Here is a 25,916-nt window from a genome sequence, read left to right on the forward strand (position 1 = left end):
GGCGGCACTCCAGAAGGGCAGCCCCATCCACGGCATGCCGATCCTGGAGGCCTACAAGGCCAAGACCGTGATCGTGAACAAGCGCTCGATGGCCGCGGGCTACGCCGGCCTGGACAACGAGCTGTTCTACATGGACAAGACCATGATGGTGTTCGGCGACGCCAAGAAGGTCGTGGAGGACATGGTCAAGGCCGTGGAGTGACCGGAAAGCGGTTCCGCTCAGACGCAAATCCTGCTCCCCCGGACGTACACCGGGTATCCCGGCGCCTGCCGCTTGACGGCGTCGACGACGATTCGCCCGCAAGCTGCAGGCAACCCAAGCAGTTCACAACAGCCACTTCAGCACAGGGAATCTCATGATGAACAAGGAAATCTTCGTTGTCGGCGCGGCTCGTACCGCGATCGGCACATTTGGCGGCTCGCTCAAGGACGTGCCGCTGAGCCAACTGGCCACCACGGTCGTGCGTGAAGCCTTGCGGCGCAGCGGTGTCGAGCCAGACCGCGTGGGGCATGTCGCCATGGGCAACGTGATCCCGACCGAGCCGCGCGACGCCTACCTCTCCCGGGTCGCCGCTCTCGATGCTGGACTTCCTCAGGAAGTGCCTGCCTTCAATGTCAACCGCCTGTGCGGCTCCGGCCTGCAGGCCATCGTGTCGGCGGCGCAAACCCTCCTGCTGGGCGATGCGCAGGTTGCCATCGGTGCTGGCGCGGAGTCGATGAGCCGGGGAGCGTATCTGTTGCCCGCCGCCCGCTGGGGCGCCCGCATGGGTGACACCCAGATCCAGGATTACATGCTGGGCGTGCTGCAGGACCCCTTCCACAAGATTCACATGGGCATCACGGCCGAAAACGTTGCCGTGCGTGAAGGCATCTCGCGCGAGGCTCAGGACACCCTGGCCGTGCAGAGCCATCAGCGGGCCGCTCAGGCGCTTGCAGAGGGGCGCTTCAAGGAGCAGATCGTTCCGGTGGAGGTCGCCACGCGCAAGGGCACCGTGGTGTTCGACACTGACGAGCACGTGCGTGCCGACACGTCGCTCGAACAGCTGGCCAAGATGAAACCGGCTTTCGCCAAGGACGGCACGGTGACCGCCGGCAATGCCTCAGGCTTGAACGACGGTGCTGCCGCCGTGGTGCTCGCCACGGAGGACGCCGTGAAGTCCGGCGGTCTGCAGCCGATGGCGCGACTGGTGTCCTATGCACATGCGGGTGTCGACCCCAAGCTGATGGGCTTGGGGCCCGTTCCAGCAACCCGTCTGGCGCTGGAGCGAGCAGGCTTGGCCCTCCAGGATATGGACGTTGTCGAAGCCAACGAGGCCTTTGCGGCGCAGGCCTGTGCCGTGGCACAGGCCCTCGGCTTCGATCCGGCCAAGGTCAACCCAAACGGTTCGGGTATCTCGCTGGGTCACCCCATCGGAGCCACCGGGGCCATCATCACCATCAAGGCCCTTCATGAACTGCAACGCCGCGGCGGGCGTTACGCGCTGGTGACGATGTGCATCGGTGGCGGCCAGGGCATTGCGGCCATTTTTGAAAGAGTCTGACATGCAGCCGCAGCCGTCTTTCTTTGCCCAGGGCACGGCCCTTGAACCGCAGTGAGGCGGCCACGGGTCCATGAACTGAGGCACGTCGCACTGTTGCTTCAATGCGCTGCCGGCCGCCTTGTGGACATGTCCCACACGCTGCACGCCGGAGTTGCAGAGCAGTTCACAAGCGTGGTCGGTAACCCGCCGGTATCGTGGCAAGAGAGGGGCCGATCACGCGCATGACAGACGTGTGCTGGCGCAACTGGCACACCACACCAGAAAATTCCTGGCGGACACCATGATTTCTTTGACCACAGCAGCTGATGAAGTCGACCGCCTGGCAGGAAACGGCGGCCAAACGCGTGAGAAGGCGCCCGGGCCCTGCCATACTGACGAGGCCGTCGCAAAGCTCACCGGGCATCAAGGGCGCCAAATGCCTTTCGATGAGGGCATCCCGGTGTCGGTCAGGATCCGAGAGCGGATCCGGGCCGCGGGTAAGCGTTATCACGCCAACGACAACATTGCGGCGTTCATCGAACCTGGCGAGCTCGAGCAGTTGCTCGACGAAGTCCAGGAAAAGATGAGTGGTGTGCTTGAAAGCCTCGTCATCGATACCGAGAGCGATCACAACACCAGGGAGACGGCACGGCGGGTCGCCAAGATGTACGTGCACGAGATTTTCCGGGGCCGCTATGCCGCGCAACCGCCGGTCACCGAGTTCCCGAACGCGGAGGGACTCAATGAATTGATGATCGTCGGGCCCATCACGGTGCGCAGCGCGTGCTCGCACCACCTGTGCCCGATCATCGGCAAGCTGTGGATCGGGCTGATGCCGAACCAGGACTCGAACCTGATTGGCCTGTCCAAGTATGTTCGATTAGCCGACTGGATCATGAGCCGGCCCCAGATCCAGGAGGAAGCCGTTACCCAGGTGGCCAACCTGCTACAGGAGAAGACCCGTCCAGACGGGCTTGCCATCGTCATGGAGGCGGATCATTTCTGCATGCATTGGCGTGGCGTGAAGGATATGGACTCCACCATGATCAACAGCGTCATGCGCGGCGCTTTTCTGACCGATCCGACATTGCGGCGTGAATTCCTGTCCCTGCTTGAAAAAAGACGTTGACCGAACAACCTATACGACCAATTGGTGGTCCAAGCCCGAAAATGAAGCGACCGTATCTCGCACTGCAGGCGGTGCCTACCATAGAGCTGCGACGCAGGAACTTGGTAGCCGCTTCTAACGCGCTTCCCGGTCCTTGACGTTGGCCGCGTGACCGCCTGTTGCCCAATCGATGCGCGACTGCAGCAGGAAGTTCGACAGCCGCTCCAGCAGCGAGCGACGCAGCGGCACGGCCGCTCGGTCTCCTGCTGGGCGAGAGACCTTGAGCCAGGACAACTTGCTACGCCGGCCAAAACTCTGAGACGGCAGGGACGGGGGCAAGGCGATCGAAGACATGAGGTTCTCCCGAGACACGACCTCCTGTACGGCATCGCGTCAGTAGTGGAAACCCCATGATAGGGTTTTCACCTATCGAATGCAATGCCGTCCTGTCCGTGTTGTCGGACCAGTGCCTGAGGGCACCGACTTCATCCCGTGGGCGCAATTACTTTGCCTACACCTGACGGATGTCGCCACAAAACAAGTCCATGTTTCAGAAGGCGGGCAAAGCCGATCCGAGACGCATGCGGCGTGGGCTGCAACGCTGCCAGGGAAGCGTTGACCGATGTCCTGAGGATGTAGGGACCGTTGCGGGCGGGCAGTGCATTCGGGGAGTGCGCAAGCAGCCGACTGCTCATCGCGTACGCCGGTCCCCCGCTCAAACTTGTGCACGCTCCGCGATAGATGTAGGCCTACAGATAGCCCCACCCATTCGAAGACATGCAAGGAAAGGCTGGGCGTCGAGCAAAGCGGTCTGAACGCCTTGCCGGACCATGGGTGATGTCCTGGCGCCGAGCCGGGGCAAGCTGTGCACGACCCGCCATGGCTTAGGCCGCACGACGACTCGGTTGCGCGCTGGCATTGGCCCCGTGGCATAGGGCTTTTGCGTCCTCTTTCTCCTGGCGCGAGAGGACGATTGTGCGTTGACACCGACCGTGTGCGGTGTAGTTCCCGGTCTGCCTGGGCATCCCGGGCACCGAGACACAACGACCGATGTGCGACCGCTGCAAGTCCGGCATAGCGACATCGCTGACGTGTGTCGCACGAGCAGCCGTCCGGCGTTGGCGTCATACCCCACAGCGGCCGACTGCTTGCAGCTTGCAACTCGACGGGCACGGCGTCTGGTTGCCGCCGAGGCGCACTTGCTGCCTATGACACCCACGCTATCTCTGGCAGTCACTCGCGGACGCACCGATGTGGCAGCGATGCAGAACGGCGTGAAACAAGGTGATGTGACCCGGCAGCCAACCATGAGCAAAACCAATGTGACGCCACAGGAATCTACTGATGACTATGGCTGTTGAATTGAACACAATCGACGCAAATGTCACGAAACCACGGTACACCAGTTGACATGCGGAAGGGCCTGCCGCATCGACTGCGGCAGGAGACATGACTCACAGCCTCCATGGAGCAGCGACATGGCCTCTCGGCGCCAGTGCCTTCAATTGGCATACAGGTACTGCGGCAGACGCCGCTGTGACTTCATCGAATCGATGCTGTCGAGAGTCGACATCCATGGAGCCGCGCACATGCGCAGGCTGGCACTGCGTTGAATTCCCTGCCTGTCGTGCCGTGTCCGATTGCCATGCCAGGCACCGCTGTGCAGGCCAGTGGATTTACTGCGGACGCGGCCGAACCAGGTCCTCTCCGATGCCCCAGGCATCGACAACGATCGACAAAAATTGATGGACAAGCCCGAGCTCCTAGCCCCTGTCACGCTCGAAGACAAGTACACCCTGCCCAGGGGCCGCGTCTACATGACCGGCACCCAGGCCCTGGTGCGGCTGCTGATGGCGCAAAAAGCCCGCGATGCCGCAGCCGGCCTGACTACCGCTGGCTTCGTCTCGGGCTATCGTGGCTCACCGCTGGGTGCGGTGGACCAGGAGCTGTGGAAGGCCAAGAAACACCTTGCCCAGCACGACATCAAGTTCGTCCCCGGCCTCAACGAGGAACTGGCTGCCACTGCCGTGTGGGGCACGCAGATGGTCAACCTCGACCCCAACGCCAAGGTCGATGGCGTGTTCTCGCTGTGGTACGGCAAGGGCCCCGGGGTGGACCGCAGCGGCGACGTCTTCAAGCACGGCAACATCGCCGGCTGCTCCCAACACGGCGGCGTGCTGCTCGTTGCGGGTGACGACCATTCCTGCAAGTCGTCGAGCCTGCCGCACCAGAGCGAGCACGCCTTCATTGCCGCCATGATCCCTGTGCTCAACCCGTCGGGCGTGCGCGAGTTCATCGAGTTCGGCCTGCACGGCTGGGCCATGTCGCGCTACTCGGGCTGCTGGGTGGGCTTCAAGTCCATCAGCGACACCATCGAGTCGTCCTCCTCCTTTGAGATCGATCCGATGGCCGTGGAGATCAAGGTTCCCGACACCTACCCGATCCCCAGCGACGGCTTCCACATCCGCTGGCCCGATCCGCCTCTGGAGCAGGAGAACCGGCTGCAGCGCGAGCGCCTCTATGCGCTGCTGGAGTACGTGCGCCTGAACCGGCTCAACCGCCAGGACTGGGCGGCGCCCAACGCGAAGCTGGGCATCGTCACCACCGGCAAGAGCTACCTCGACGTGCGCGAGGCGCTGGCCATGATGGGCATCGACGAAGGCAGCGCGCAGCGGCTTGGCATCCGGCTGCTCAAGATCGGCGTGTCCTGGCCGCTGGAGCCCGAGTGCATCCGCGAGTTCGCCGAAGGGCTGGACGAGATCCTGGTGGTCGAGGAGAAGCGCCAGATCATCGAGTACCAGCTCAAGGAGCAGCTCTACAACGCCCCGATCGCCTCGCGTCCCCGCGTGGTCGGCAAGTACGACGAGACGGGCGAATGGGTCAAGGTGCCGCACGACGGCATCCTGCTGTCCCCCAACGGCGAACTCACGCCGGCGGCAATCGCCAACGTGATCGCCGCGCGCATCGCCAAGGTATTCGGCAGCGACTCGCTGTCCGGGAAGGCGCGTGGCTACCTGGTTCCCTGTCTGGCTGCAGACGGATTTACCCGCCCGGAGCCAGGGTCGCAGCAGCGTCTGCCGTACTTCTGCTCGGGCTGTCCGCACAACACCAGTACCAAGGTGCCGGAAGGTTCGCGCGCCGTGGCCGGCATCGGCTGCCACTACATGGCGCAATGGATGGACCGCCGCACCGAAACCTTCACGCAGATGGGCGGCGAGGGCGTGAGCTGGATCGGCCAGGCGCCGTTCACCTCTACGCCCCACATCTTCGCCAACCTGGGTGATGGCACCTACATGCACTCGGGGTCGCTCGCGATCCGCGCGGCCAAGGCCGCGGGCGTGAACATCACCTACAAGATCCTGGTCAACGACGCGGTGGCCATGACCGGCGGCCAGCCCGTGGAGGGCTCGCCCACCGTGCCGCAGATCCTGCAGCAGCTCGCCGCCGAGGGCGTGGAGCACCTGCACCTCGTCTCCGACGAGCCCGAGCTCTACCAGCGCATGGGCGGACTGCCCGCGGGCGTGGCCGTCAGCCACCGCGACGGCATGGACGAGCTGCAGCGAGACTTGCGCGAGAAGCAGGGCGTCTCCGTGATCGTCTACGCCCAGACCTGCGCCGCCGAGAAGCGGCGCCGGCGCAAGAAGAAGCAGCTGGTCGATCCGCCCAAGCGCGTCGTCATCAACGAGGAGGTGTGCGAGGGCTGCGGCGACTGCGGCGTGCAGTCCAACTGCGTCTCCATCCTGCCGCTGGAAACTCCGCTGGGCCGCAAGCGTCAGATCGACCAGAGCTCTTGCAACAAGGACTACTCTTGCGTGAAGGGTTTTTGCCCGAGCTTCGTCACGGTCGAGGGCGGCGCACTGCGCAAGCCTGCGAAGTCCAAGGCATCGCCGCCGGAGAACCTGACGGCACCCGTGCTGCCCGCGCTCGATGCGCCGTGCAACGTGGTGGTGACAGGCGTGGGCGGGACGGGCGTGGTGACCGTCGGCGCGCTCATGGGCATGGCCGCGCACCTGGAAGGCAAGGGCGTGCTGGTGCTGGACATGGCAGGCCTGGCACAAAAAGGGGGTGCCGTGATGTCCCATGTGCGTCTGGCCGCCACGCCTGCCGGGCTGCATGCCGCGCGGGTCGCCGCGAAGCAGGCCGACGTGGTGCTGGGCTGCGACCTGATGGTGGGCGCAGGCAAGGATGCGATCAGCACCATGGATGCCACGCGCACGCGTGCCGTGATGAATACCGACGTGGCGCCCACCGGTGCCTTCACGCAGGATCCGGACTGGCAAACCTCGCCCGACGCGATGCTGCAGCGCGTGCGTGATGCAGCACAGTCGGTCGAAGCCCTCAACGCCACGGCGATGGCCACCGCGCTGATGGGCGACGCCGTGGCGACCAACGTGTTCGTTCTGGGCTATGCCTGGCAGAAGGGCTGGATTCCGCTGCAGGAGTCGTCCCTCATGCGTGCCATCGAGCTCAACGGCGCTGCGGTGCCGATGAACAAGGCAGCGTTCGCTTGGGGCAGGCAGGCTGCACTGGATTTGGGACTCGTGCAGCAGGCCGCCGGGCTGGACAGGCCCACCGCGGTGGTGACGATGCCCACGCGCACCCCCGGGCTGGAAGCACTGATCGAGGACCGCACGAGGCGCCTTGTCGCCTACCAGAGCGCAGCCTATGCCAGGCGCTATGAGAGCTTCGTGCGCCAGATCGCGGCGGCCGAGAAACAGCGCACCGGCACGGACCGCCTGGCGCGCGAGGTGGCGGTGAGCCTGTACAAGCTCATGGCGTACAAGGACGAGTACGAGGTAGCGCGGCTGTACGTCGAGACCGGGTTCTTCGATCGTGTCGCTTCCCAGTTCGAGGGGAATTACAAGCTGCGCTTTCACCTGGCACCGCCGCTGTTCTCCAAGCGTGATGCGCAGGGCCACCTGATCAAGCAAGCCTATGGGCCGTGGATCGCCACCGCCTACAAGGTCCTTGCCAAGGCCAAGCGCCTGCGTGGCACGCCGCTGGACGTCTTCGGCTACACCGCCGAGCGCCGTGGCGAGCGCGCAGCCATCGGCAAGTTCGAGCTGCTGATGTGCCAGGTCGTCGGCCTGCTCACGAAGGAACGCTTGCCTACGGCGCTGGCATTGGCTCGTCTGCCCCAAGGGGTTCGCGGCTATGGCCATGTGAAGGAGCACAACGCCGAGGCAGCCCATGCACGGCAGCGCCAGCTGCTGGCCGAGTTCTACGCCACTGTTCCGGCGCCCACATCGTCCCCTGCGCAGGCAGCGCGCGCGGCAGCTTGACCGCAATGCGCACAACTTTCACAAGGCTTTCCCATGACGCATCTTTCCACCCTTGGCCCAGGCGTCACGCAACCGTGTGAGGCACCGATATGCAGCCTCGACGCCATCTTTGCCAACAACCGGGCCTGGGCGCGCCAGTGCGTGCAGGCCGACCCGGACTTCTTCACGCGGCTGGCTCGCCAGCAAACACCACGCTACCTGTGGATCGGCTGTTCTGACAGCCGGGTACCGGCCAACGAAATCGTGGGTCTTGCACCCGGCGAGGTTTTCGTGCACCGCAACATTGCCAACGTGGTGGTGCATTCGGACCTGAACTGCCTATCGGTACTGCAGTACGCGGTGGAAACCCTCAAGGTCGAACACGTCATGGTGGTAGGCCATTACGGTTGCGGTGGCGTGCAGGCCGTGGCCGAGAAGCGCTCCGCGGGCTTGGCCGACAACTGGCTGCGCCATATCGAGGACGTCGCCTTCAAGCACGAGTTGCGCCTGGGAGCGGCGTTGGATGACGAGACACGCAGCAAGCGCCTGGTCGAGCTCAACGTCATCGAGCAAGTGGCCAACGTGTGCCGCACCACCATCTTGCGCCGGGCTTGGTACCGCGGTCAGCGCATCGAGGTCCACGGCCTCGTCTATGGCCTGGCCGACGGGCTGCTGCGTCGCGTGGGTGTCAGCGTCGGCAGTGGACAAGCATGGGACGAGTGCTATCACGCATCACTGCAGAGCCTGGGCTGAAAGGGGCAAGGCACCAGGCCGCTTCAGAAGTTGTGCTGCACCCCTACGTCAAATCCGTTGCGGTCTGCCGTAGCATCGCGGTCCCGCGCGATGTTCAGGTAGACGAAGGTGCGCTTGGAGAAGTTGTAGTTGTAGCCCAGGGCCATCTTGCGGCTGATCGGGAGGCTGGCGCTGGTGTTTCTCAGGTCACCGTAAACGACCTTCAGGCGTCCCCCACCGACGGGCATGTGAGCACCCACAACCCAGCTGCGGCGCTCTTCCTGGGTGTTCGTCTCACCCTGACCGTAACCGGCGGACAGCGTCACCGGACCGAGCACCGCGCGCATTGCAGCGAAGTGCCAAACGTCATGCACGCCGCCCGGGTTCTCGTAGCTGTAGCCCAGGAAAAGCGGTCCTGCTTGGTACCAGGCGCTGGCACCCACGGGATGCTCGGCGGTTAGCGGCCCTGGCAGGGTAGCCGAGTTCGGATTCGTGTCGCGTGCCCATTGCGCCACGAAGCCCAACGGTCCGGACTCGACCTTGTAGCTGATGGCGCCATCGTTGCGCACCGTGCCGATGTTGCCATTGCCAAACGCAACCATTGACGAAACGCCAGTGTGGATGAACGGGTCGGGTGCCATCTGCACCTCGACGTAGCCAGCGATGTAGTCGCGCCCCATCGTTACGGTACCCCAGGGGCCCTTCAACCCGAGAATCGATTGTCCTTGGAAGAACCGCGCCGTGGTCAGCTCGCCAGTGTCGGACTTGAAGCGATTCTCCAGCCAGTAGAACGCGCTCAGGCCATTGCCCAGGTTCTCCGAGCCCCGCAGTCCGAAGCGGCTTTGTGCGCCTTCGCCAAGCCCCTTGTCGCCCTTGGCCGTCTTCGTGCCGATCTTGTCGACATAGCCGGAATCGATCTTTCCGAACAGGACCAAGGACGACTGCGCGGACGCCAGGCCCGTGCCTGCGGCCAACATGACAGTGGACAGGACGTGTTTGATAGGCATGCAACTCCCCGAAAAAATGAAGGTCTTCTCATCGGATGGCGCCGGCGATGCTGAACAGCCGCGGCATTGCGGATGGGACCGCAGTGCAGGTCAACGCGAATGGCAACGGCGTAGGCGCATGCGGCCTCAATGCCCGACCCGAAGACGGCGGGCACTGCGGAGCCGGCTGGCCGTCAGCGGCCGCGAGCGCGCGTCACTCGGGCTGGATGCCCGCGTCGCGGACGATCTGGCCCCACGAGGCGCTTTCGTCAGCTTGAAACTTCGCGAATCGGCCGGGCGGCAAGAAAAAAGGAACGGTGCCCAGCTTGGCGTAGGCAGCCGTAGCCTCGGCGCTGCGCGAGGCCTTTTCCAGGAGCTCGCCGAGTCGTCGCACCACGTCGGCCGGTGCCTTCGCTGGCAGGTACGCCCCCAGCCAGAAGCTGATGTCCATGCGCTTGACGCCAGCTTCTTCGAAGGTCGGCAGGTCTGGAGCGAACGGGCTGCGTGCCGTATCGGTCACGCCGATGGCCACCAGCTTGCCTGAACGCACGTGTGGCATCCCGGACAGGTCCGTGAATGCCATGTCGACCTGGCCGCTGATCAGGTCCGGCATCGCCGCGTTGCCGCTGCGGTACGGGATGCCGACGATGTCCAGGCCGGCCGACTTGCGCAACACCTCTGCCGGCAGTCGGCTGGTGATGCTCGTGTAGGCAAACGTGTACTTGCCCGGCTGTTTGCGCAGCAGTTCGATGAAATCGCTGATGCGGCGCACCGGCAGCTTTTCCGGGTTGACGTACAGGATCATCGGGCCCTTGGCAACGGTATTGACCGGCGTGAAGTCCGCCACCGGGTCGTAGCTCAGTTTCTTGAATACATGCGGGTTGCCGGTGAAGGCAACGTTGCCCGTGACCAGGATCGTGTACCCGTCCGCGGACGCTTTCGCTACGGTCTGCGCTGCCAGCATCGAGCTGGCCCCAGGCTTGTTCTCCACGATTGCCTGGACACCTGAGGTCCTGGCAACCTCGGCGGCCAGTGCGCGCACCAACACATCAGGTGCTGCACCTGCAGTGAAGGGCGTGACGAACGTCAGCATCCGGTCAGGGTAGCCCGCAGCTGCCACGGACGTCGAGAGCGCTGCAGATGCCAGCCCTGCAACAAGCAGGGCCACGGGACGCAACTTTCTAAACATTTTCATTGTTGTTTTCTCAACTTTGTGGCGCTTTTATGATGAAAGCGTGTGGGAAAGGTCGAACTCGTGAAAACCCTCATGGCGATAGCTGTGCGCGTTTCATCGATACGTCGGGTGGCCTTGCAACACGAGCCTGGCTAACACGGCCTTTGGTCGCATGAGCATTCAAGTCACGCAGCGGGCCGGTTGGCTGTCTGCGCTGGTGGGAGGCTTCGTTCGTGCAGATGCCTGCGGTGCATCCGAAGCACGCAGATCAGGCCAAGCGATGACAACATGGCTGCAACCAGGAACACCGATGGAAAGCCAAGGCCGGTAGCTACCAATCCCATCAGTGGGCCTGCCATCCCGACTGCAAGATCGAAGAACAGGGAAAGCGTACTCAGCGCTGAAGTTCGACTGGCTTCCGGAGTGCGTGCCAATGTCTCTACGCCCAGTCCCGGATAGACCCAGGAGACACCAAGACCGGTCAGCATGGCTCCCAGAACCGCTACCGCGGGCACAGGAGCCAGCCAGATCAGCAGCAGGCCGACGGTCTGGATGGCCATGCAGGCAGACACCACCCGATAGCCTCCGAAGCGCGGGACCACGTTGGGCGTCGAGAGTCGGGCCACGATGAAAGCGATGCCGAAACCCGTAAGGCAGTAGGCTGCATTGGCCCAACCCAGGCGGTCGAAGTACAGGGCGACGAACGCCGTGAGACTGCCGAATCCCACTGAACTGCACGCCAAGGCAAGGCCGTTCGGAAGGACGGAGAAAAAGATATTGCCAAACGGCAGCCGCTTTCCCGGTACCAGCGGAGCAGCCTGCTTGGTCAGCGCGTAGCCCAGTGCGGTGAGGCCCAGCACGGCCAAGGAAAGGCCAATCCCCGCCATACCGAAGTGCTGGTGCACGAGCACACCGACGGGCGCACCGACGGCCGTACCTCCATAGGAGGCAATTCCGTTCCAGGACATTACACGCGTGGCCTGCGAGGTGCCATGCAGGCCGATGGCCCATGTGCAGCACGGCGTGGAAATCAGAGCTGCGGACGCACCCTGGACCGCCCGCGCAGCAAGCAGCAGGCAAAGGCTCAGTGCCGGAGCATTGCTCAGCAACACCGCCAAGCCGGTAAGCCCTCCGGTCACGACCAGCCCCGTCAGGCCGCACAGCACTGCAGTCTTGGCCCCGAACCGGTCCGCAACGTTTCCAGCCAGTGGCCTGGACAGCAACGACACGATGTACTGTGTGCCGATCACAACGCCGACAAGCACGGAGCTGAAGCCCAACTCCCTGAGCACGTAGCCCGGCAGCACGGCAAGCGGGAGTCCGTTGCATACGTACGATGCAAAGTTGAAGCAGACCAGCGCAACGATGGCCACAGCGATCGGACGAGACGTACGCGGTGATTCGCTCATGCACTCTTCAAGGATGCTGGAAATAAGAGCGGACCGAATCCTGCCGCGCTTTGCCATTGGTGATCGTCAGTGTCAGTGGAGGGCCGGCCAATGGCGGCGGTGTGCGCATTGCTGCCGGGCACAAGTTGACTTCGCGCCCACGGTAGATGAGCCTGCGCCCAACATGTCCATGCATGCCGAGACACATGCCGCGCAGCATGCCAAGCCCGCCTGCTCACCAGGAACGTTGGCAGCGTCCATGATAATATAAGACAGTATTGGAAAAAGTGTCTATTAAAGCAAGCCTCTTTCTCGCGTTCTCCATGGCTGAGTGGCCCGCCTTCCATCACGGGCAGCCAACCTGTAGCAGGCGGTCAGATGGCTTGGCGCCCGTCGTTTCCAGCATGTATTGCCCGCTGGAGTGGGCGGCCCCAAGAGGGCCCGCGTTCGCTGCCCACGATCGAGCTTGGTAGCCATGTCGCTTGGCTTGCAGGCGGAGCCTGTACTGCAGTTGTTCCCAGGGCCATCGGCATCATCCACGTCCGTGAAGCATCGCAGCGGTCAGTCCGGACACCGCGCGCGCAGGCCCTGTGGTCCCAAGCGGCTGCTTGCCGGTTCGGCCTGTACTGCTCGGGCGAGTCCGCATCGGCCTTCTCGACCAGCCGGGGTAACGCTCGCGAGCCCGTTTTCAAGCCTCTTCGTCGATGGCCCCACGCACAGGCCATCGCACTGGGCGGAGGGAACTCGCGGCTTGTCGGCCGCGCGACGTGGCTGCCAGATCGATGGCAGTACGTTGGGTCAAGTGGTGCCGACGCTGGCTTGCTGCCATGATGAGGTAGCGCTGATTACCGCGTACGGGAACTGCCATAACCTGCACACCGACGCCTGCAACGAGTGGTTTATCGAGATCGGTCGATAGCGGCTGTGAGCAAGCCATGGCAAGGCGGGGAGCTTGAGCCAGGGCATCTTCGTGACCGTGGCGCACTGTTCACCTTACGCATGAAGTGCCGCCAATACATGCAGTTCTCAATTTTTAAAGTAGACGAAAGGAACAACATGAAGCTCGAACGCATCGGTGTCATTGGCGCGGGCACCATGGGCAACGGCATCGCGCAGGTGTGCGCCGTGGCCGGGCTGCAGGTGGTGATGGTGGACATTTCGGACGAGGCGGTGCAGCGCGGCGTGAAGACGCTCGCCGGCAGCCTGGACCGCCTGGTGAAGAAGGAAAAGCTCACGGCCGCGCAGAAGGATGAGGCGCTGGCCCGCGTGCAGGGCAGCACCGACTACGCCGCGCTCAAGGACGCGCAGATCGTCATCGAGGCCGCCACCGAGAACCCCGACCTGAAGCTGCGCATCCTGCGCCAGGTCGAGGCCATCGTCGGCGCCGACGCCGTGATCGCTTCCAACACCTCGTCGATCTCGATCACGCAGCTGGCCGCGGTGCTGGACAAGCCCGAGCGCTGCATCGGCATGCACTTCTTCAACCCGGTGCCGCTGATGGGGCTGCTGGAGCTGATCCGCGGCCTGCAGACCTCCGACGAGACGCACGCGCTGGCCGCGGCCTTCGCGCAGGCGGTGGGCAAGACGCCGGTGACGGTGAAGAACAGCCCCGGTTTCGTGGTCAACCGCATCCTGTGCCCGATGATCAACGAGGCCATCTTCGTGCTGCAGGAGGGCTTGGCCACGGCCGAGGACATCGACGCGGGCATGAAGCTGGGCTGCAACCACCCCATCGGCCCGCTGGCGCTGGCCGACCTGATCGGGCTGGACACCATGCTCAGCATCATGGAGGTGTTCCACGAGGGCTTCGGCGACCCGAAGTACCGTCCCGCGCTGCTGCTGCGCGAGATGGTCCAGGCCGGCCGCTTGGGTCGAAAGAGCGGACGCGGCTTCTATAGCTACGACTGAAGGCGTAGCCCGACCGCGCACGGGTGAAGCGCGTGGTCATGCCATTTCCATGGCACTGCCGAGACACGATGCCCGCGAGTGGTGCTCTACAGGCTCCGCCGTGCCTCGCTCCACGCCGTCCGCCGCTGCCCGCAGCCGCCGTTGAAGCTGCTGCGGTACACACTGTCAGTCAGGGAACGGAAATGACAATGCATGCTGAAGGAAACTGATCACGACAAGGTTCGCTTACGTCAAATTAAAAAGTTGCTAAATCAACTTAAGTTGACATAACAGCCATTGACGCAGGACGAATCCATTGAGCCATTCGCACCGCGGCGCCGATGCTTGACTGATCGGAGTACCGAGAATCTGGCCTCAAGCTGACAGCTGGATGGCAGCCCTTACGATCCGGCCGGGACAGGATTTCCCCAGGCCGTGCGACAGCGCATCGGATCCAATCCGCAGCAACGTCGCACAGCGCTCGACTGCTGATCCGAACACAAGCACGCTGAGCCCGAACTGCAGCTCGAGCCGGCCACGGCTTGCGCCGTCAAACAGAGACAGTGCACTGCGCAGCCATCGCGGGCGAGACTACGGTCGCCAGTGCGCACACCTGCTGCGGCCCGTGGCCTGCGCCGAGCGCTGCCGCCTGCAGCATCAACAGCTGCCTGGAGTGCTGGCTTCCTTGGGCGCTCATCACGTTCTGGCCAGTGGCCGAGTGGGCCGAGGCCAGCCGGCCCTGTGAGCCCGCTGCAGGGTTTGCGCAACGAAGTCCTGTTGCGGCGCATCGAGCTCGACGTCGGCGCGAATGGCATCCACCGGGCACTCCGGCACGCACATGGCGCAGTCGATGCATTCGCTGGGCTCGATGGCCAGCACGTCGGGCCCCTCTAGGAAGCAGCCCATGGGGCACGGCGCCACGCAGGCGGTGTCCTTGCAGCCTACACAGGCCTCGGTGACGGCGAAAGTCATGGCAGCCAGTGCGCGAGAAGCGCCAGCAGTACCAGCACCGGCGCCATGCCCACGGCGAACAGTAGTAGAAATCGTCCAGCCCAGCAGTAGGCGAACCCCGCCGCAAGTATTGCCATCCCGAGCGTGCGCAGGTCCGCGAGCGTGTTGCTGAAACCGCCCATCCACCGCCAGGACACCGTTGTCACGAGCGCCGCTATGGCCAGTGCCAGGGCAACCCGGAAACCTGGAGAACACGCGGTCTGGGCATCCGGTTGGCCTTGCACGACGGCTGCTTTCGGTAGCACTGGGAAGGTTCGGATTATTTCAGAAAGGCGCTGCAGTGCGTCCATCCTGCGCATGCATCCCCTGCCGCAGCTGCAGTGCTGGCACGGCCGTACAAGCTGGCGCAGTTTGGCCACTCACCTGTCATGCCGGCGGGTTCAGGGCGCAAGGCGGCATCTTGTGCGCGCGTCCTGACGAACGGACCAGCTGAAATGCCTGCGGGTCCTGTGACACGCTCAAAAGCATGCCAGACACTTTCGATCCCCGGCCGCCGCAGGAGTTGCGTGCCTTCTATGACTGGTTTGCGGCACGGTATTGCGCGCCCGGCGTGCGTTTGTCGGGTTTTCGACTGAGGTGGATCGCCTACCGCAGCGAGGAGCTGGATCGGGGCATCGGGCGCGCAGTGCTGGACCTGGCCTGGGGCGAGGAGAACGTTACCAGGCAGGTCCAGTTCGTCGCGCGGGCCCTTGAGGAGGTTCAAGGGGCGTGCGCGCTGACGTTTGTGGAGGTCGGGCTCGGGAGGGTGATGCGGGGCAGCGCCGATGGGCCGCTGGCACCGGTGGTGCTGAAAATCTCGATGTGGCACTCGAACCACCCGTGCGGGCTCCTGGGCCGCATCGAGCTTGATGCCCAAGGCCGGCCCACGGGCTCGGCACACGCGCCGCTGCCGCTGCTGTGCATGGCCGGCTGAGCTCGCGGGTTGACGCCGCCTCTGGGAGCTTCACGTTGGACGCCAGGCCGCGGCGGTGTGGCCGCGCCTGTACGCACGAGATTCAGCCCCTGAGGTCCATCCATGGCTGCACCAGCACCACGTCGGTCTCCGCCTGCGCCACGCAGGGCAAGGTGAAGCCCGCGGCCTGTTCTTCGGGCGAAAGCTTGGGCCACTCGATGCGGTAGCGCACCCGACCCTCAACAACCCGGGCGACGCACTCGCGGCGGTTGCCGATGCGGCAACCGCTGCGCAGCCGGATGCCCTGCGCCAGCGCTGCCTCCAGCAGCGTCTGGCCTTCTCCACGACGATGCTGCTGCCAAGCGGTTCGATGCGCAGCGCCCTGCCCATGTTGCGGCCCGTTCGGGTACCGGCGTACAGCCCGGCATTGGGTCCCAGGTGCGAGGGCTGTTGGCCCGGCTTGTGCCGGGGACTCAGTGCGCCGGCGCGCTGTCGATGATCTCAACGAGGTCCCAGGCCGGGACGGCTTCAGGCGGGGGCTGGTCCGTCACCGCGACGCCGATGCTGTGCACGCGCGTCATCAAGCGCAGCTCGCCGATGCCCATGTCCAGGATGAACCGGGTCACCAAGGCACCGGGGATGTCTTTCGGATCGAACTCGCACACGGCCGAGCTCGGCACGAAGCTGGTCAGGTCGAAGGTGCCAGGCACTGCTGTGCTGGGCTCGGCCATGAAGCATACCTTCTGAGCCTGGACTTTCGTGCCGATGACGTTCACCCAGGTCAGATTGCGTGCCATCTCCTTGGGCAGCGGCGGCTCGAAGGCGCAGATCTGGATGCGCGGCGGCATCGCCGGCGCTGCGGCCACGAGCTCCCGCACTGCCTCGATGCCTTCGGGATCGTTGTCGCAACCGATGACGATGCGCAGGACGGCGCTGTCGCTGGCCGGCACCGGATCCGCCTCGACTATCAGCAGCGGATCAATGTCGGTGGCGGCGTCGCGCAGCGTCTGCAGGAGCTGCTCGGCTTCCTCACACCCATCATCGGTGGTCGACGCGTCCAGCAACGCGCACAGCGCAGCTTGGCCGTCCAGTACCGTTTTCCAAAAGTCGCGAGCCCTGTCCTGGTTCATGGCCTGTTGCCGCATGGGAATGAGTCGGGGCAGCCGGTTGCCTGCCTACAGACGACATGATGCCTGCTGTGGCGTGGCTCTCAAGGCATACCCATGGCATTCGATCCCCGGCCGCTGCCAAGGGCATGGCGTGGCATCTTGCGACCGGTTCTCGGCGCGGTTTCACGCGCCCGACGGCGGCCTCCAGGCAGGTACGGTGCATTTCCCGGGGAGTTGCAACAGGGCGTGCGGGGCCCGGGCCATGGCGAGGACACGTAGTAGCTGCGCGTGTACATGGTGCAGCTGCGCAAGAAGAGCGGGCACGATCCGGCCCGGGTCACATCACCCGGTGACGGAAACCGGCATCGGCTAAGGGTTCGAGCCCTGAGCCGCGGACATCGTCCGGGTACCGGGAAGGACCTCGTGCCGCGACAGCGGGCGCGGGAGGACCATGCCTGCACGGGGTTCCAGCGGTATGGAGCCCCACAGGTCCATTTGTCCCCTGCCCTGCCCTGCTCATCAACTGCGTCGCCTACCAGGAAGGCAAGAAGCTCTCCGACATACCGGTCCAGGACATCAGCCAATACGTCAAGAAGCCCGACTGTTTCGTCTGGGTGGCGCTGCGCGATGCCAGCGACGCCGAGCTCGCCACGATGCAACAGGAATTTGCACTGCACGATCTGGCCGTGGAGGATGCCAGCCGCGGCCACCAGCGTCCCAAGGTTGAGGAGTACGGCGACACGCTGTTCGTCGTCGTGCACATGCTGGAGCTCGATGCGCAAGACCAGCTCCATGTGGGCGAGGTGGACGTCTTTGTCGGGCCCAACTTCGTGCTCACGGTGCGCAACCGCAGCCACCACAGCCTCCTGGGCGTGCGGGCGCGAGCAGAGCGCGAACCGCACCTGCTGCGCCATGGCGCGGGTTTCGTGCTCTACGCCGTGATGGACGCGGTCGTGGATCGCTACTTCCCCGTCATCGAGTCGCTGGAGACGGAGCTTGAGGCCATCGAGGCCGCCATCTTCGAGGCCGGTGCAGGACGCCGCAACGTGCAGCAGCTCTACGCGCTCAAGCAGCGCATCACGACCGTCAAGCACGCCGTCACGCCACTGCTGGAGTCCACCGCCAAGCTCTGGAGCGGACGCGTGCCGGCGGTGTGCGAGGGCAACCGCGAGTACTTCCGCGACATCTACGACCACCTGCAGCGCATCAACGCCAGCCTGGAGTCCCTGCGCGAGACCATCGGCACGGCCATCCAGGTGAACCTGTCCATGGTCACCATCGAGGAGTCGGAAATCACCAAGCGCCTGGCCGCCTGGGCCGGCATCTTTGCCGCCGCCACGGCCTTCGCCGGCGTCTGGGGCATGAACTTCGAGCACATGCCGACCTGAGGTGGACATACGGCTATCCGGTGGCGCTGGGCGCCATCGTGCTCACCTGCGTGCTGCTGTACCGCCGTTTCAGGCGTGTGGGCTGGCTGTGAAAGGCACCGCGTGGCCCGCACCACCTGCGACGGCGGCAGCGAGGCACCCGTCGTGACGTGCGCCTGCATCAGGTCCAGCGCGCGCAGGCTGTAGACGTGCAGCGGACCGGCATGTGCAGATACAGGACCACGGGCGTGTCGAAGCGGGTGCCATCCATCACATCGAAATGGCGCATGCGGCTGACCGGCTCGCGCGCGGCGCTGAAGGCGTGTACGGACGCGAGATTTGATTCACCGGCAGCAGCGCATCAGTGTCAGCGTGCAGGATCACGGTGGGCTTGCCGCGCAGGTCGCCGGCCATATGCAGCTCGCCCATGCCCGCCAGCGCGCGCCGGCCCAGCGCCATCCCGGTGGCCACGGGTGTGGCCGTGCCGACAGCGGTGCGCGGCCCCGCCGTCCGGGCCGGCGGTGAGCAGCGTGAGGGTTGAAAGCTGGCACGCTGCGGACGTGGCTGGTCAACAGGCCGCGAATCTGTCTCCATCGACGGGCTGGTACCCTTAAGGAGCTCAGGCCTGCGACTTCCTCAATCGCGCAAATGCACTATCCGCCGCTGCATTGCGACGGGCAAGACGCGGCTGACGCAGTCCGTCAGGCAGGGCAATACGGGATAGTCCTAGCAAGGCCGAAACCACGGCCTGGCGGGAAAAACCCATTGCTACCGAATGGCCCAAGGTCCACGATCAATGGCATCAGACGGCACAGCATCGCCGGCTTCTTTCCCCAGGGGAAGATATCTGGTCAACAGCCGACTGCGGTCCGCACGCCCGCTTTCAGCCGATGCGGGCGCCTATACCTAACGGTTTTTGTCGTCGAGAGGCTCCTGCGTTGACGTTGGCTCGGAGGCAGGAGTAGAAGAGCTGAAAACAATCTTGCGCACTTCCCGAGCCGGCAGAGCAATGTCAGCGCTGGGCAGGATCAGCCAGGTGTCAAACCCGCCAATGGCAACCAGTTGATCCGTGAACGGCGGGGCCAGTTGCTTTCCGAGCACGGCCGTGCACTTCACTTTCAAGCTGCCTACCATCAGCACAGCCGGCTCCGCCGGCTGTGCCAGCAATGGCTCGAGCACTTGCGCTGCCGTCTCTCCGAAGTGGCTGGCGATCTTCTCGATCTCGTCCAGTCGCCACGGATGCTTGCCCCATGCCCGGCGATAGCCAGCCATGTATTCCATGCCAAGGACCTCGCCGACGAGGCGGCCGAACTTGCGGCTGCTCACGTCGTGGCGCTGCATCAGCTCGCGGACACAACGCGCCCAGGATTCGGTTGAGTCCTCAACAAAACAAGGCTGCTCCTTCTTTTTTGTAATCATTGATGGTGCAACTGTTACCGAGTGCTTGTTCTGTGCATTGAAGACGGCTCCTCTTGCTTCGGGACGATTCACTTTGCGCTCCCCGGGCGGCAGCCTGCAGCGCGCAGTGGTGCGAATGGTAGTGGTGCGCTTGTGCATGCAGTCCGCTTTTTTTGCTGTCAGAATATTTCGTTACACAGGCTGTATGCCGGCGTCTTGCTAGTCGGTGAGCGCTGGCACTAATATCTCCAACAAAGAAGTTCTGAGGGAAATAAAGCCTGTTTCCTGACTTTCGGGGACAGTGCTCACGCGTAAAGACAGCTTGTTGTAGGAGCTGGCAATGGCGCTATCCCTCAAGTGGATTGCCGCGGCTGCAGTTGGGGTCCTCGTGCTCCCAGTCGCAGCAGCAGATGGATGCAAAGTCATCCTCTGCTTGGCGGGGCCGTGGCGTTCGATCCCCGAATGCGTGCCTGATGTGCGCCGAGCGTTGCGCCACGGCATCCCGCACTGCGACCAAGCCACCGACGGCAACAACACCACGTATCACAGCTGGGCATCTGCCACGGACTGCCCGCCACAGTACACGGTCTGGGAGTACGACCCCTACGGCAACCGCACAGCCGTGGGCTGCAATGCCGCAGGCGTGGTCAACGTCATCCAAGCCGGCGTGCCGTACGTGCGCGTGTGGTGGTTCCCCGACGGCGAGACAACCAGTACCTGGTACAGCGCCGCGGCCCGACTGCAGTACGGCTCGTTCATGGACGCCCGCTACGACTCGGACTACTTCGCCTGGCAGGCGACACAGCCGCCGCCGGGCACCGTTCCTTCCGGCAGCGATCAGTAGCAACCCGTCGGGGCGTCCATGGACCTGCTCGCATACATCGAGCGCTGCGCGCCGGATGTCGATCGGCTGACCATGCAAGCCATCGTGCGAGTCGAGTCCGGCGGCCACCCCTGGGTCATCAATATCAACCGCGGCTACCAACTTGTGCGCCAGCCGCGCAGCCAAGCCGAGGCCGCCGTCACGGCCCGCCACCTCGTGAGACTGGGCTACGACATCGACGCCGGCCACGGCCAGATCAACTCGTCGAACTGGTCCAGGCTGGGTCTCAGTGCCGACAACGTCTTTGACCGCTGCACCAACCTGCGTGCGGCCCAGGCGGTCCTGGTGGACTGCTTCAAGCGGGCACCGTCAAGGAATCCTCAAATGGCGCTCAGGGAAGCCCTCTCGTGTTTCAACACCGGCAGTTTCACTGGCGGTTTTCACAATGGCTATGTCACTCGAGTTTTGCGGGCTGCCGCAGCCATTCGGTCTTCAACCTCCCCAAGGAGTGAATGATGAAAGTTGCGGACAAAACCGGAAGCGTGTCCCTGCGGCAAATCATCACATGGGTGCAGCTTGCCGTTTTGATAGGTGCACCGGCACTGGCCTGTGCCCAGGGCATCACGCTCCCGGACGAGCCAAAGAACCTGCTGGCGCAGATCGCCGGCTACGTCATCGCGTGCGCCGGCGCGTTCGTCACCATCTGCTTCGGCCTGTTTGGCGGCAAGTTCGCTTCTGGTCGGGCTCACTGGACCGAGGGCATTCCAGCGGCCGTGGGCGGCGCAATCATGGTTGCCGCCGGCTTGTTCATCGCGGCCTGAGCCTGGCGCAACAGCATGCTGGAACCAATCTACAAGGCCGCTACGAGGCCGGCCCTGAAGTTCGGTGTCCCGCTCAAGGCGGGATTCTGGACCATCTTCGCTGCCATCCAGGTAGGCATGTGGGGCGCGCTTGTGCTGCACAACGGCTGGATCGCGTTCTTCGCCATCCTGGGAGGGTCGGCGTTGCTGGGATGGATGCGATTCGCGACCCACAAAGATGACCAACGCATCGACCAGATGCTTGCCGCTTTCTGGCTGGGATGGCTGCACTTGCGCAGCTCGCGGATCTTCAAGTGCCGCAGCTACGGCCCCCTTGTCAATGCTGGACAGTCTGATGACTACGTCAACTGAGCCGCCTGCATTGCAGGCCAGCAATCGCGGTCCGCGTCCGAGAATTCTGTTGTGGGATGCGGACCGCAGCAACGAGGTCTTCGCACGCGCTGGAGGGCGTTACCGGCGCCTTGTCACAGGAGAGCCCGTCGGCGCCGGCTCCGCGTCTGCGCTGCAAGCCGGCACGCCCGGACCACGGTCACAGCGGAGAGACGAGTAATGTGGTTCAAGTTCCCCTGGCTGTCGCCGTGGCTCACACGGTTTGTGCCGCCGGCGTCCGTCGCCGCGGCCCGCATGCTGCCCCTGGGGCACATCCTGAGGGCCGACACCATCAAGACCCGAAGAGGCACGTACCTGCGGGCCTGGCGGCTGGAAGGCGTGTCTTGGGAATCAATCAGCCCCGACAAGATTGCCGAGTATCACGAAGCCATCTGCGCGTTCCTCTCCAGCCTGGCTGGTGGCCACTGGTGCGTGAGCCGCTACCTTGATCAGCGGTACACCTGCGGACGGCTCACGCCGATCCCGGGAAACTCGTTCGGGGCCAAGATCGACAAGTCACTGGCCAAGCTGGAACAGACGAAGCCGTATCTGGAAACCTGCCTCATCACCGTGCTGGAGTACATCCCGCAGCGCGTGCTCGACGGGCTGGGCGACCCGCGAACGCTGGAGCAGGTCGGACAAGACGACGCCCAGGGAACGAGCGCGCTCGACGAGCACGGCCTGGTGCTTGAACGCGCGCTGCGCCAGTTCCTGCCCGCTGTGCTCGGCGAGTACGAGATCAAGGGCCGGCGCTATTCTCATTTTGCGGAAGCCCTGGCGTACTTCGCCACTGGCTTGCGCGTGCGTGTTCGCGCCGACGCCGGGCCGCTGTTTCTCGCGCTGTCTGGCGCCGGCCGCATTTCCTGCAAGCGCGGTGCAGTCGAGATTGCTGGTCCGCTTGGCAAGCGCTGGGCAGTGATGCTCAGTATCAATGAATTCAAGGATGCGTACCCAGGCATCCTGAACTCCCTGATGTTCGAGCGCGTGGAGTTCTTGCAGACGCAGGTCTGGTGGCCGATGCTGCGCCGCGACAGCATCGAAGCGCTGCAGCGGCAGCAAAACTACCTCCGGGCCACTGAAGATGTGAGCGTCGAACAGGGCCGCGCGCTGCTGCAGGCCATGGAAGCCGTGCAGGACGGCATCATCAACATGGGCCACTACGGCTATGTGATCTCTGTGTTCGGCGCGACGCTGGAAGACGCCGAAGCCAACGCCAGCCGCATCGCCGCAGCGGTGATGCAGACCAGCGGCATCCAGCTGGCCCGCGTCGACCTGCTGGCCGACAACGCGTGGTACTTCCAGGTGCCGGGCAATTTCAGCAAGCGCCCGCGTATTGCCGAGCTGTCGTCCCGCGCGGTGGCCGCGCTCTCGCCCGACCACGACACGCTGCACGGCAAGCGCTGGGGACACGCCTGGGGGGAAGCGTGGATGCAGAACCGCACCACGAGCAACCGCAAGTATCCCTGGAGCCCGCACGCCTCGCATCCCAGGCGCAACGTGTCAGGCCGGCCAGTGACCGGCAACATCAGCATCACGGGCATGACCGGCGGCGGCAAGTCGCTGCTGCTGAACCTGATCGATGCGCAGTCCGAGCGCTACGACCCGCGGCCGCGCATCCTGTTGTGGGACATGGACCGCAGCAACGAGATCTTTGCGCGGGCCAGCGGATTCGACTACCGCAGGATCCGCAACGGTGAGGCCACGGGAATCAATCCTTTCCAGCGACCCCGCAACAAGGCTATCCGCCCCCGACACCTGCTGCGCTGGAAGGCCATCGTCCAGGAGTGCCTGGTTTCCCAGTCGGGAACGCCGTTGACCGACGCCGAGGACAACTGGCTCGGTACGGCGATCAAGGCGGTGGCCAACCTGCCGTGGCAAAAGCGCAGCCTCAGCGCGGTGCGCCAGATGCTGCCGACCAAAGGCCTGCACGGGGAAGGATCGAGCCTGTACGACCGGCTGGCGCCGTGGTGCCGCGGCGGAGAGCTGGGCTGGGTCCTCGATGGCGACGATCACCTGCCGGACGCCAGCGAAGCGGACCGCATCGCATTCGATTTCACCGAGTTCCTGGACAACAAGCGCGTCTGCGGCCCGCTCGTTGCTGCGCTGACCGACTTCGCGCAGGAAATGATTGACGGGCGCCGAATCATCGTGGTGTGTGAAGAGGCCTGGAAACCGCTGGACAACGAGCGGCTGGCGAGCATGTTCGAGAAGTTCCAGCTCACCGTGCGCAAGCTGCACGGCCTGTGCATCAACGTGACGCAGCAGCCGACGGCGTTCATGAACTCGCGGGCCGGCCAGACGATGGTGAACCAGGCTGCCACGTTCATTGCCTTGGCCGATGAGCAGGCAACCTATGAGGTCTACGGCCGGATGGGCTACTCGACCGAGGACGTGGACATCATCCGCACGCTGCGCGAAGGGGGCGTGTACCGCTTTCTTCTGCGCCAGCCCAGCGTGGGCCCGTCCATCGTGCTGGAGCACGATCTGACGGGCATTGAGCCTATCGACGGCGTGGACCCTATCGTCATCTTGTCCGGCGAGGCCGAGCACGTCGAGATGCTGGACGAGATTCGCAGCCGCGTGGGCGACGACCCCAAGGACTGGATGCCCCTGCTGGGCCAGGCCGTGCGGGATCTGAAGGCGCGCCAAACGGGCGCACGTTGATTGGAGGTGCGCAATGAAAAGGGCTATTGCCGTGATGGTGGCGCTCACCTGTACCTTGGTCAATGCAGAGGTTCCGTTGCCTCCGAAACCAGAGATCCCCGCTCAGCCTTTGCCTGACCCTTGGGCCAAGGGAACGCGATGGACTGCGTATGTGATTCGTACAAACAACGGCTTGGTGGAGTGCCGCAATCCCTATATCGACGCGATGTGCCGCCCGTATGTGCGTGGTCAGGATCGGCGGCCGCGTGCGTTTGTCCGATTCGAGGGGAACCGCTGGCTTAAATGCCCAGACGCAGTGAGTCTTGAGAAATGCGTCGGTATCCGGGACCTTCCTAATACACGCGTGCAGGATTAACCACCATGGGCGACGTACCAGTCTTCCTGTGGCTTGGCCAAGCCGTTGATGGGCTTGCTCTGGGCTACATCACAAACATCACATCCAAACTGGCCGGCTGGTTAACTGGCATCGCTGCTGCCGGCATGACCTTGTGGCTGGCGCTTACTGGGAGCGCGACTGCAAGCGGCCTGGTTGCGAACCCTGTGGGAACGCTGACATCACAATCCTTCAAGAAGGTGTGGGTTCTGGTGTTCGCGTGCAACGCGGCATTCTTTGCTAGTAGTGTTGTCAACGTTTCGGACGCGATGGCCAATGGCTTCACTGGTCTTTTCGCACCAGGCGATACGCCATTGGATGGTGCAGGCGGTGCCAGCCCCACAGTATGGAGCGTGCTTGCGGACTTCGATGCTCGGGCTTGGGGCCTCGTAATCAACATTTCCAAGGTCAATGCGCTCACGCTGTCACTGCCAATCTACCTGCTAGCTTTGGCATTGATTGCTGTTGGCAACTTGGCACTGGAGTGCATCGCCTTATACGTCTGCCTCGTTGCAAAGATCCATCGCACGTTCGTTCTTGCAATTGGGCCGCTGTTCATCCTGACCCTCCTACATAAAGAAAGCTCCGGTTTCTTCAAGGGCTGGCTGCACATGCTCGCCTCGACCGTCGTTTTGCTCTGGATGGTGTTCTTCGCACTCGGCTTTTCGATGTATGTCAGCGGAACCATCGCATCGGGGGTAACTGATGGCATGGAAGCCGACAACCTCATCAAGCTAGCCGGCTCCTACTGCGTGATCATGGTCGGCTTGGCATTTGTACTGCTCAATGCGCCGGCGTGGTCAGCCGCAATTACCGGCGGCGCCCCGATGCAACTCGGCACCAGCGTCATGCAGTCGGCCGCCAATACATACCTGCTCGCCCGAGGTGGCGCCAGTGGCGGTTCCATGCCCAACCTGCCCAACTCCGCGAGCAATCACGTGCCGTACGCGTTGGGCCACATGGCCGGCAGTGCCGCTCACACGGCTTATCAGCGCATGGCGGCCTGGGGCCGTAGCCGCTCGTGATTCAGCTG

Annotated in this window: 22 protein-coding genes and 1 pseudogene; 14 read left to right on the top strand and 9 right to left on the bottom strand. The window is 64.0% G+C overall.

Annotated elements, in window-relative coordinates; translation table 11 throughout:
• From ALA01S_RS17675 to can, 5 genes are all read left to right on the top strand, one after another.
• A partial coding sequence (locus ALA01S_RS17675) for an NAD(P)(+) transhydrogenase (Re/Si-specific) subunit beta (RefSeq protein ID WP_174548633.1) occupies positions 1–202 on the top strand: 202 nt, incomplete at its 5' end.
• A 154-nt stretch (positions 203–356) separates the two neighbouring features.
• Positions 357–1,541, top strand: a complete 1,185-nt coding sequence (locus tag ALA01S_RS17680; protein ID WP_066338879.1) for an acetyl-CoA C-acyltransferase family protein — start codon at positions 357–359, stop codon at positions 1,539–1,541.
• Between the two features lie 415 nt (positions 1,542–1,956).
• Positions 1,957–2,649 carry a GTP cyclohydrolase I gene (folE, locus tag ALA01S_RS17685; RefSeq protein ID WP_066338882.1) on the top strand — a complete coding sequence of 231 codons (693 nt, stop codon included), beginning with the start codon at positions 1,957–1,959 and terminating at the stop codon, positions 2,647–2,649.
• 1,724 nt (positions 2,650–4,373) lie between these two features.
• Positions 4,374–7,910, top strand: coding sequence for an indolepyruvate ferredoxin oxidoreductase family protein (locus tag ALA01S_RS17690; protein WP_066338885.1), 3,537 nt, complete (start codon positions 4,374–4,376; stop codon positions 7,908–7,910).
• 33 nt (positions 7,911–7,943) lie between these two features.
• On the top strand, positions 7,944–8,642 hold the full coding sequence (gene can / locus ALA01S_RS17695; RefSeq protein ID WP_066338887.1) for a carbonate dehydratase: 699 nt from the start codon (positions 7,944–7,946) through the stop codon (positions 8,640–8,642).
• 23 nt (positions 8,643–8,665) lie between these two features.
• Here the strand turns inward: can and ALA01S_RS17700 are convergent, their stop codons facing one another.
• The 3 genes from ALA01S_RS17700 to ALA01S_RS17710 form a co-directional block, all read right to left on the bottom strand.
• Entirely contained in the window at positions 8,666–9,628 is a 963-nt protein-coding gene (locus tag ALA01S_RS17700) for a porin (protein WP_066338889.1), read from the bottom strand.
• A 193-nt stretch (positions 9,629–9,821) separates the two neighbouring features.
• Complete coding sequence (locus ALA01S_RS17705) at positions 9,822–10,775, bottom strand: Bug family tripartite tricarboxylate transporter substrate binding protein (RefSeq protein WP_169517114.1); 954 nt, start codon at positions 10,773–10,775, stop codon at positions 9,822–9,824.
• A gap of 191 nt (positions 10,776–10,966) precedes the next feature.
• Complete coding sequence (locus ALA01S_RS17710) at positions 10,967–12,190, bottom strand: MFS transporter (RefSeq protein ID WP_066338895.1); 1,224 nt, start codon at positions 12,188–12,190, stop codon at positions 10,967–10,969.
• 1,035 nt (positions 12,191–13,225) lie between these two features.
• On the opposite strand from ALA01S_RS17710, the gene ALA01S_RS17715 reads away from it, so the two are divergent.
• A complete protein-coding gene (locus tag ALA01S_RS17715; protein ID WP_066338897.1) occupies positions 13,226–14,077 on the top strand; it encodes a 3-hydroxybutyryl-CoA dehydrogenase in 852 nt (283 codons plus the stop codon).
• Between the two features lie 675 nt (positions 14,078–14,752).
• Here the strand turns inward: ALA01S_RS17715 and ALA01S_RS17720 are convergent.
• Both ALA01S_RS17720 and ALA01S_RS33170 read right to left on the bottom strand, forming a co-directional pair.
• Positions 14,753–15,028 carry a ferredoxin family protein gene (locus tag ALA01S_RS17720; RefSeq protein WP_066338900.1) on the bottom strand — a complete coding sequence of 92 codons (276 nt, stop codon included), beginning with the start codon at positions 15,026–15,028 and terminating at the stop codon, positions 14,753–14,755.
• Positions 15,025–15,357 carry a hypothetical protein gene (locus tag ALA01S_RS33170; RefSeq protein ID WP_157119093.1) on the bottom strand — a complete coding sequence of 111 codons (333 nt, stop codon included), beginning with the start codon at positions 15,355–15,357 and terminating at the stop codon, positions 15,025–15,027. The genes ALA01S_RS17720 and ALA01S_RS33170 overlap by 4 nt, the downstream gene beginning before the upstream one ends.
• A gap of 176 nt (positions 15,358–15,533) precedes the next feature.
• Here ALA01S_RS33170 and ALA01S_RS17725 point away from each other — a divergent pair, with 176 nt between their 5' ends.
• Complete coding sequence (locus ALA01S_RS17725; RefSeq protein ID WP_066338902.1) at positions 15,534–15,980, top strand: hypothetical protein; 447 nt, start codon at positions 15,534–15,536, stop codon at positions 15,978–15,980.
• Between the two features lie 82 nt (positions 15,981–16,062).
• On the opposite strand, the gene ALA01S_RS17730 is transcribed toward ALA01S_RS17725, so the two are convergent.
• Both ALA01S_RS17730 and ALA01S_RS17735 read right to left on the bottom strand, forming a co-directional pair.
• Positions 16,063–16,464, bottom strand: a complete 402-nt coding sequence (locus ALA01S_RS17730; RefSeq protein WP_307189679.1) for a 2Fe-2S iron-sulfur cluster-binding protein — start codon at positions 16,462–16,464, stop codon at positions 16,063–16,065.
• Positions 16,433–17,104 carry a hypothetical protein gene (locus ALA01S_RS17735; protein ID WP_066338903.1) on the bottom strand — a complete coding sequence of 224 codons (672 nt, stop codon included), beginning with the start codon at positions 17,102–17,104 and terminating at the stop codon, positions 16,433–16,435. Before ALA01S_RS17735 ends, ALA01S_RS17730 begins: the two co-directional genes overlap by 32 nt.
• Before the next feature lie 476 nt (positions 17,105–17,580).
• On the opposite strand from ALA01S_RS17735, the pseudogene corA reads away from it, so the two are divergent.
• Positions 17,581–18,548, top strand: a pseudogene (gene corA, locus ALA01S_RS17740) (magnesium/cobalt transporter CorA).
• 157 nt (positions 18,549–18,705) lie between these two features.
• Here the strand turns inward: corA and ALA01S_RS35235 are convergent.
• On the bottom strand, positions 18,706–18,906 hold the full coding sequence (locus tag ALA01S_RS35235; protein ID WP_169805951.1) for a 3-hydroxybutyrate oligomer hydrolase family protein: 201 nt from the start codon (positions 18,904–18,906) through the stop codon (positions 18,706–18,708).
• Between the two features lie 435 nt (positions 18,907–19,341).
• Positions 19,342–19,992, bottom strand: coding sequence for a helix-turn-helix domain-containing protein (locus ALA01S_RS17750; protein WP_084267682.1), 651 nt, complete (start codon positions 19,990–19,992; stop codon positions 19,342–19,344).
• A 307-nt stretch (positions 19,993–20,299) separates the two neighbouring features.
• Here ALA01S_RS17750 and ALA01S_RS17755 point away from each other — a divergent pair, with 307 nt between their 5' ends.
• The 6 genes from ALA01S_RS17755 (at position 20,300) to ALA01S_RS31975 (ending at position 25,908) form a co-directional block, all read left to right on the top strand.
• Entirely contained in the window at positions 20,300–20,677 is a 378-nt protein-coding gene (locus tag ALA01S_RS17755; RefSeq protein ID WP_157119095.1) for a hypothetical protein, read from the top strand.
• Positions 20,678–20,695: 18 nt separating this feature from the next.
• Positions 20,696–21,172, top strand: coding sequence for a lytic transglycosylase domain-containing protein (locus ALA01S_RS17760; protein ID WP_066338910.1), 477 nt, complete (start codon positions 20,696–20,698; stop codon positions 21,170–21,172).
• Entirely contained in the window at positions 21,172–21,477 is a 306-nt protein-coding gene (locus ALA01S_RS17765; RefSeq protein ID WP_066338914.1) for a TrbC/VirB2 family protein, read from the top strand. Before ALA01S_RS17760 ends, ALA01S_RS17765 begins: the two co-directional genes overlap by 1 nt.
• Before the next feature lie 15 nt (positions 21,478–21,492).
• Positions 21,493–21,828 carry a VirB3 family type IV secretion system protein gene (locus ALA01S_RS17770; protein ID WP_066338915.1) on the top strand — a complete coding sequence of 112 codons (336 nt, stop codon included), beginning with the start codon at positions 21,493–21,495 and terminating at the stop codon, positions 21,826–21,828.
• Positions 21,829–22,026: 198 nt separating this feature from the next.
• Positions 22,027–24,510: a VirB4 family type IV secretion/conjugal transfer ATPase gene (locus ALA01S_RS17775; RefSeq protein ID WP_066338919.1), complete on the top strand. Its 2,484-nt coding sequence runs from the start codon at positions 22,027–22,029 to the stop codon at positions 24,508–24,510.
• 360 nt (positions 24,511–24,870) lie between these two features.
• Positions 24,871–25,908 (top strand): TrbL/VirB6 family protein, encoded by a 1,038-nt coding sequence (locus ALA01S_RS31975; protein WP_084267683.1) that lies wholly within the window; start codon positions 24,871–24,873, stop codon positions 25,906–25,908.
• Positions 25,909–25,916 lie beyond the last annotated feature (8 nt).

Source organism: Azohydromonas lata NBRC 102462, assembly GCF_001571085.1.
In the GTDB taxonomy this organism is placed as follows: domain Bacteria; phylum Pseudomonadota; class Gammaproteobacteria; order Burkholderiales; family Burkholderiaceae_C; genus Azohydromonas; species Azohydromonas lata.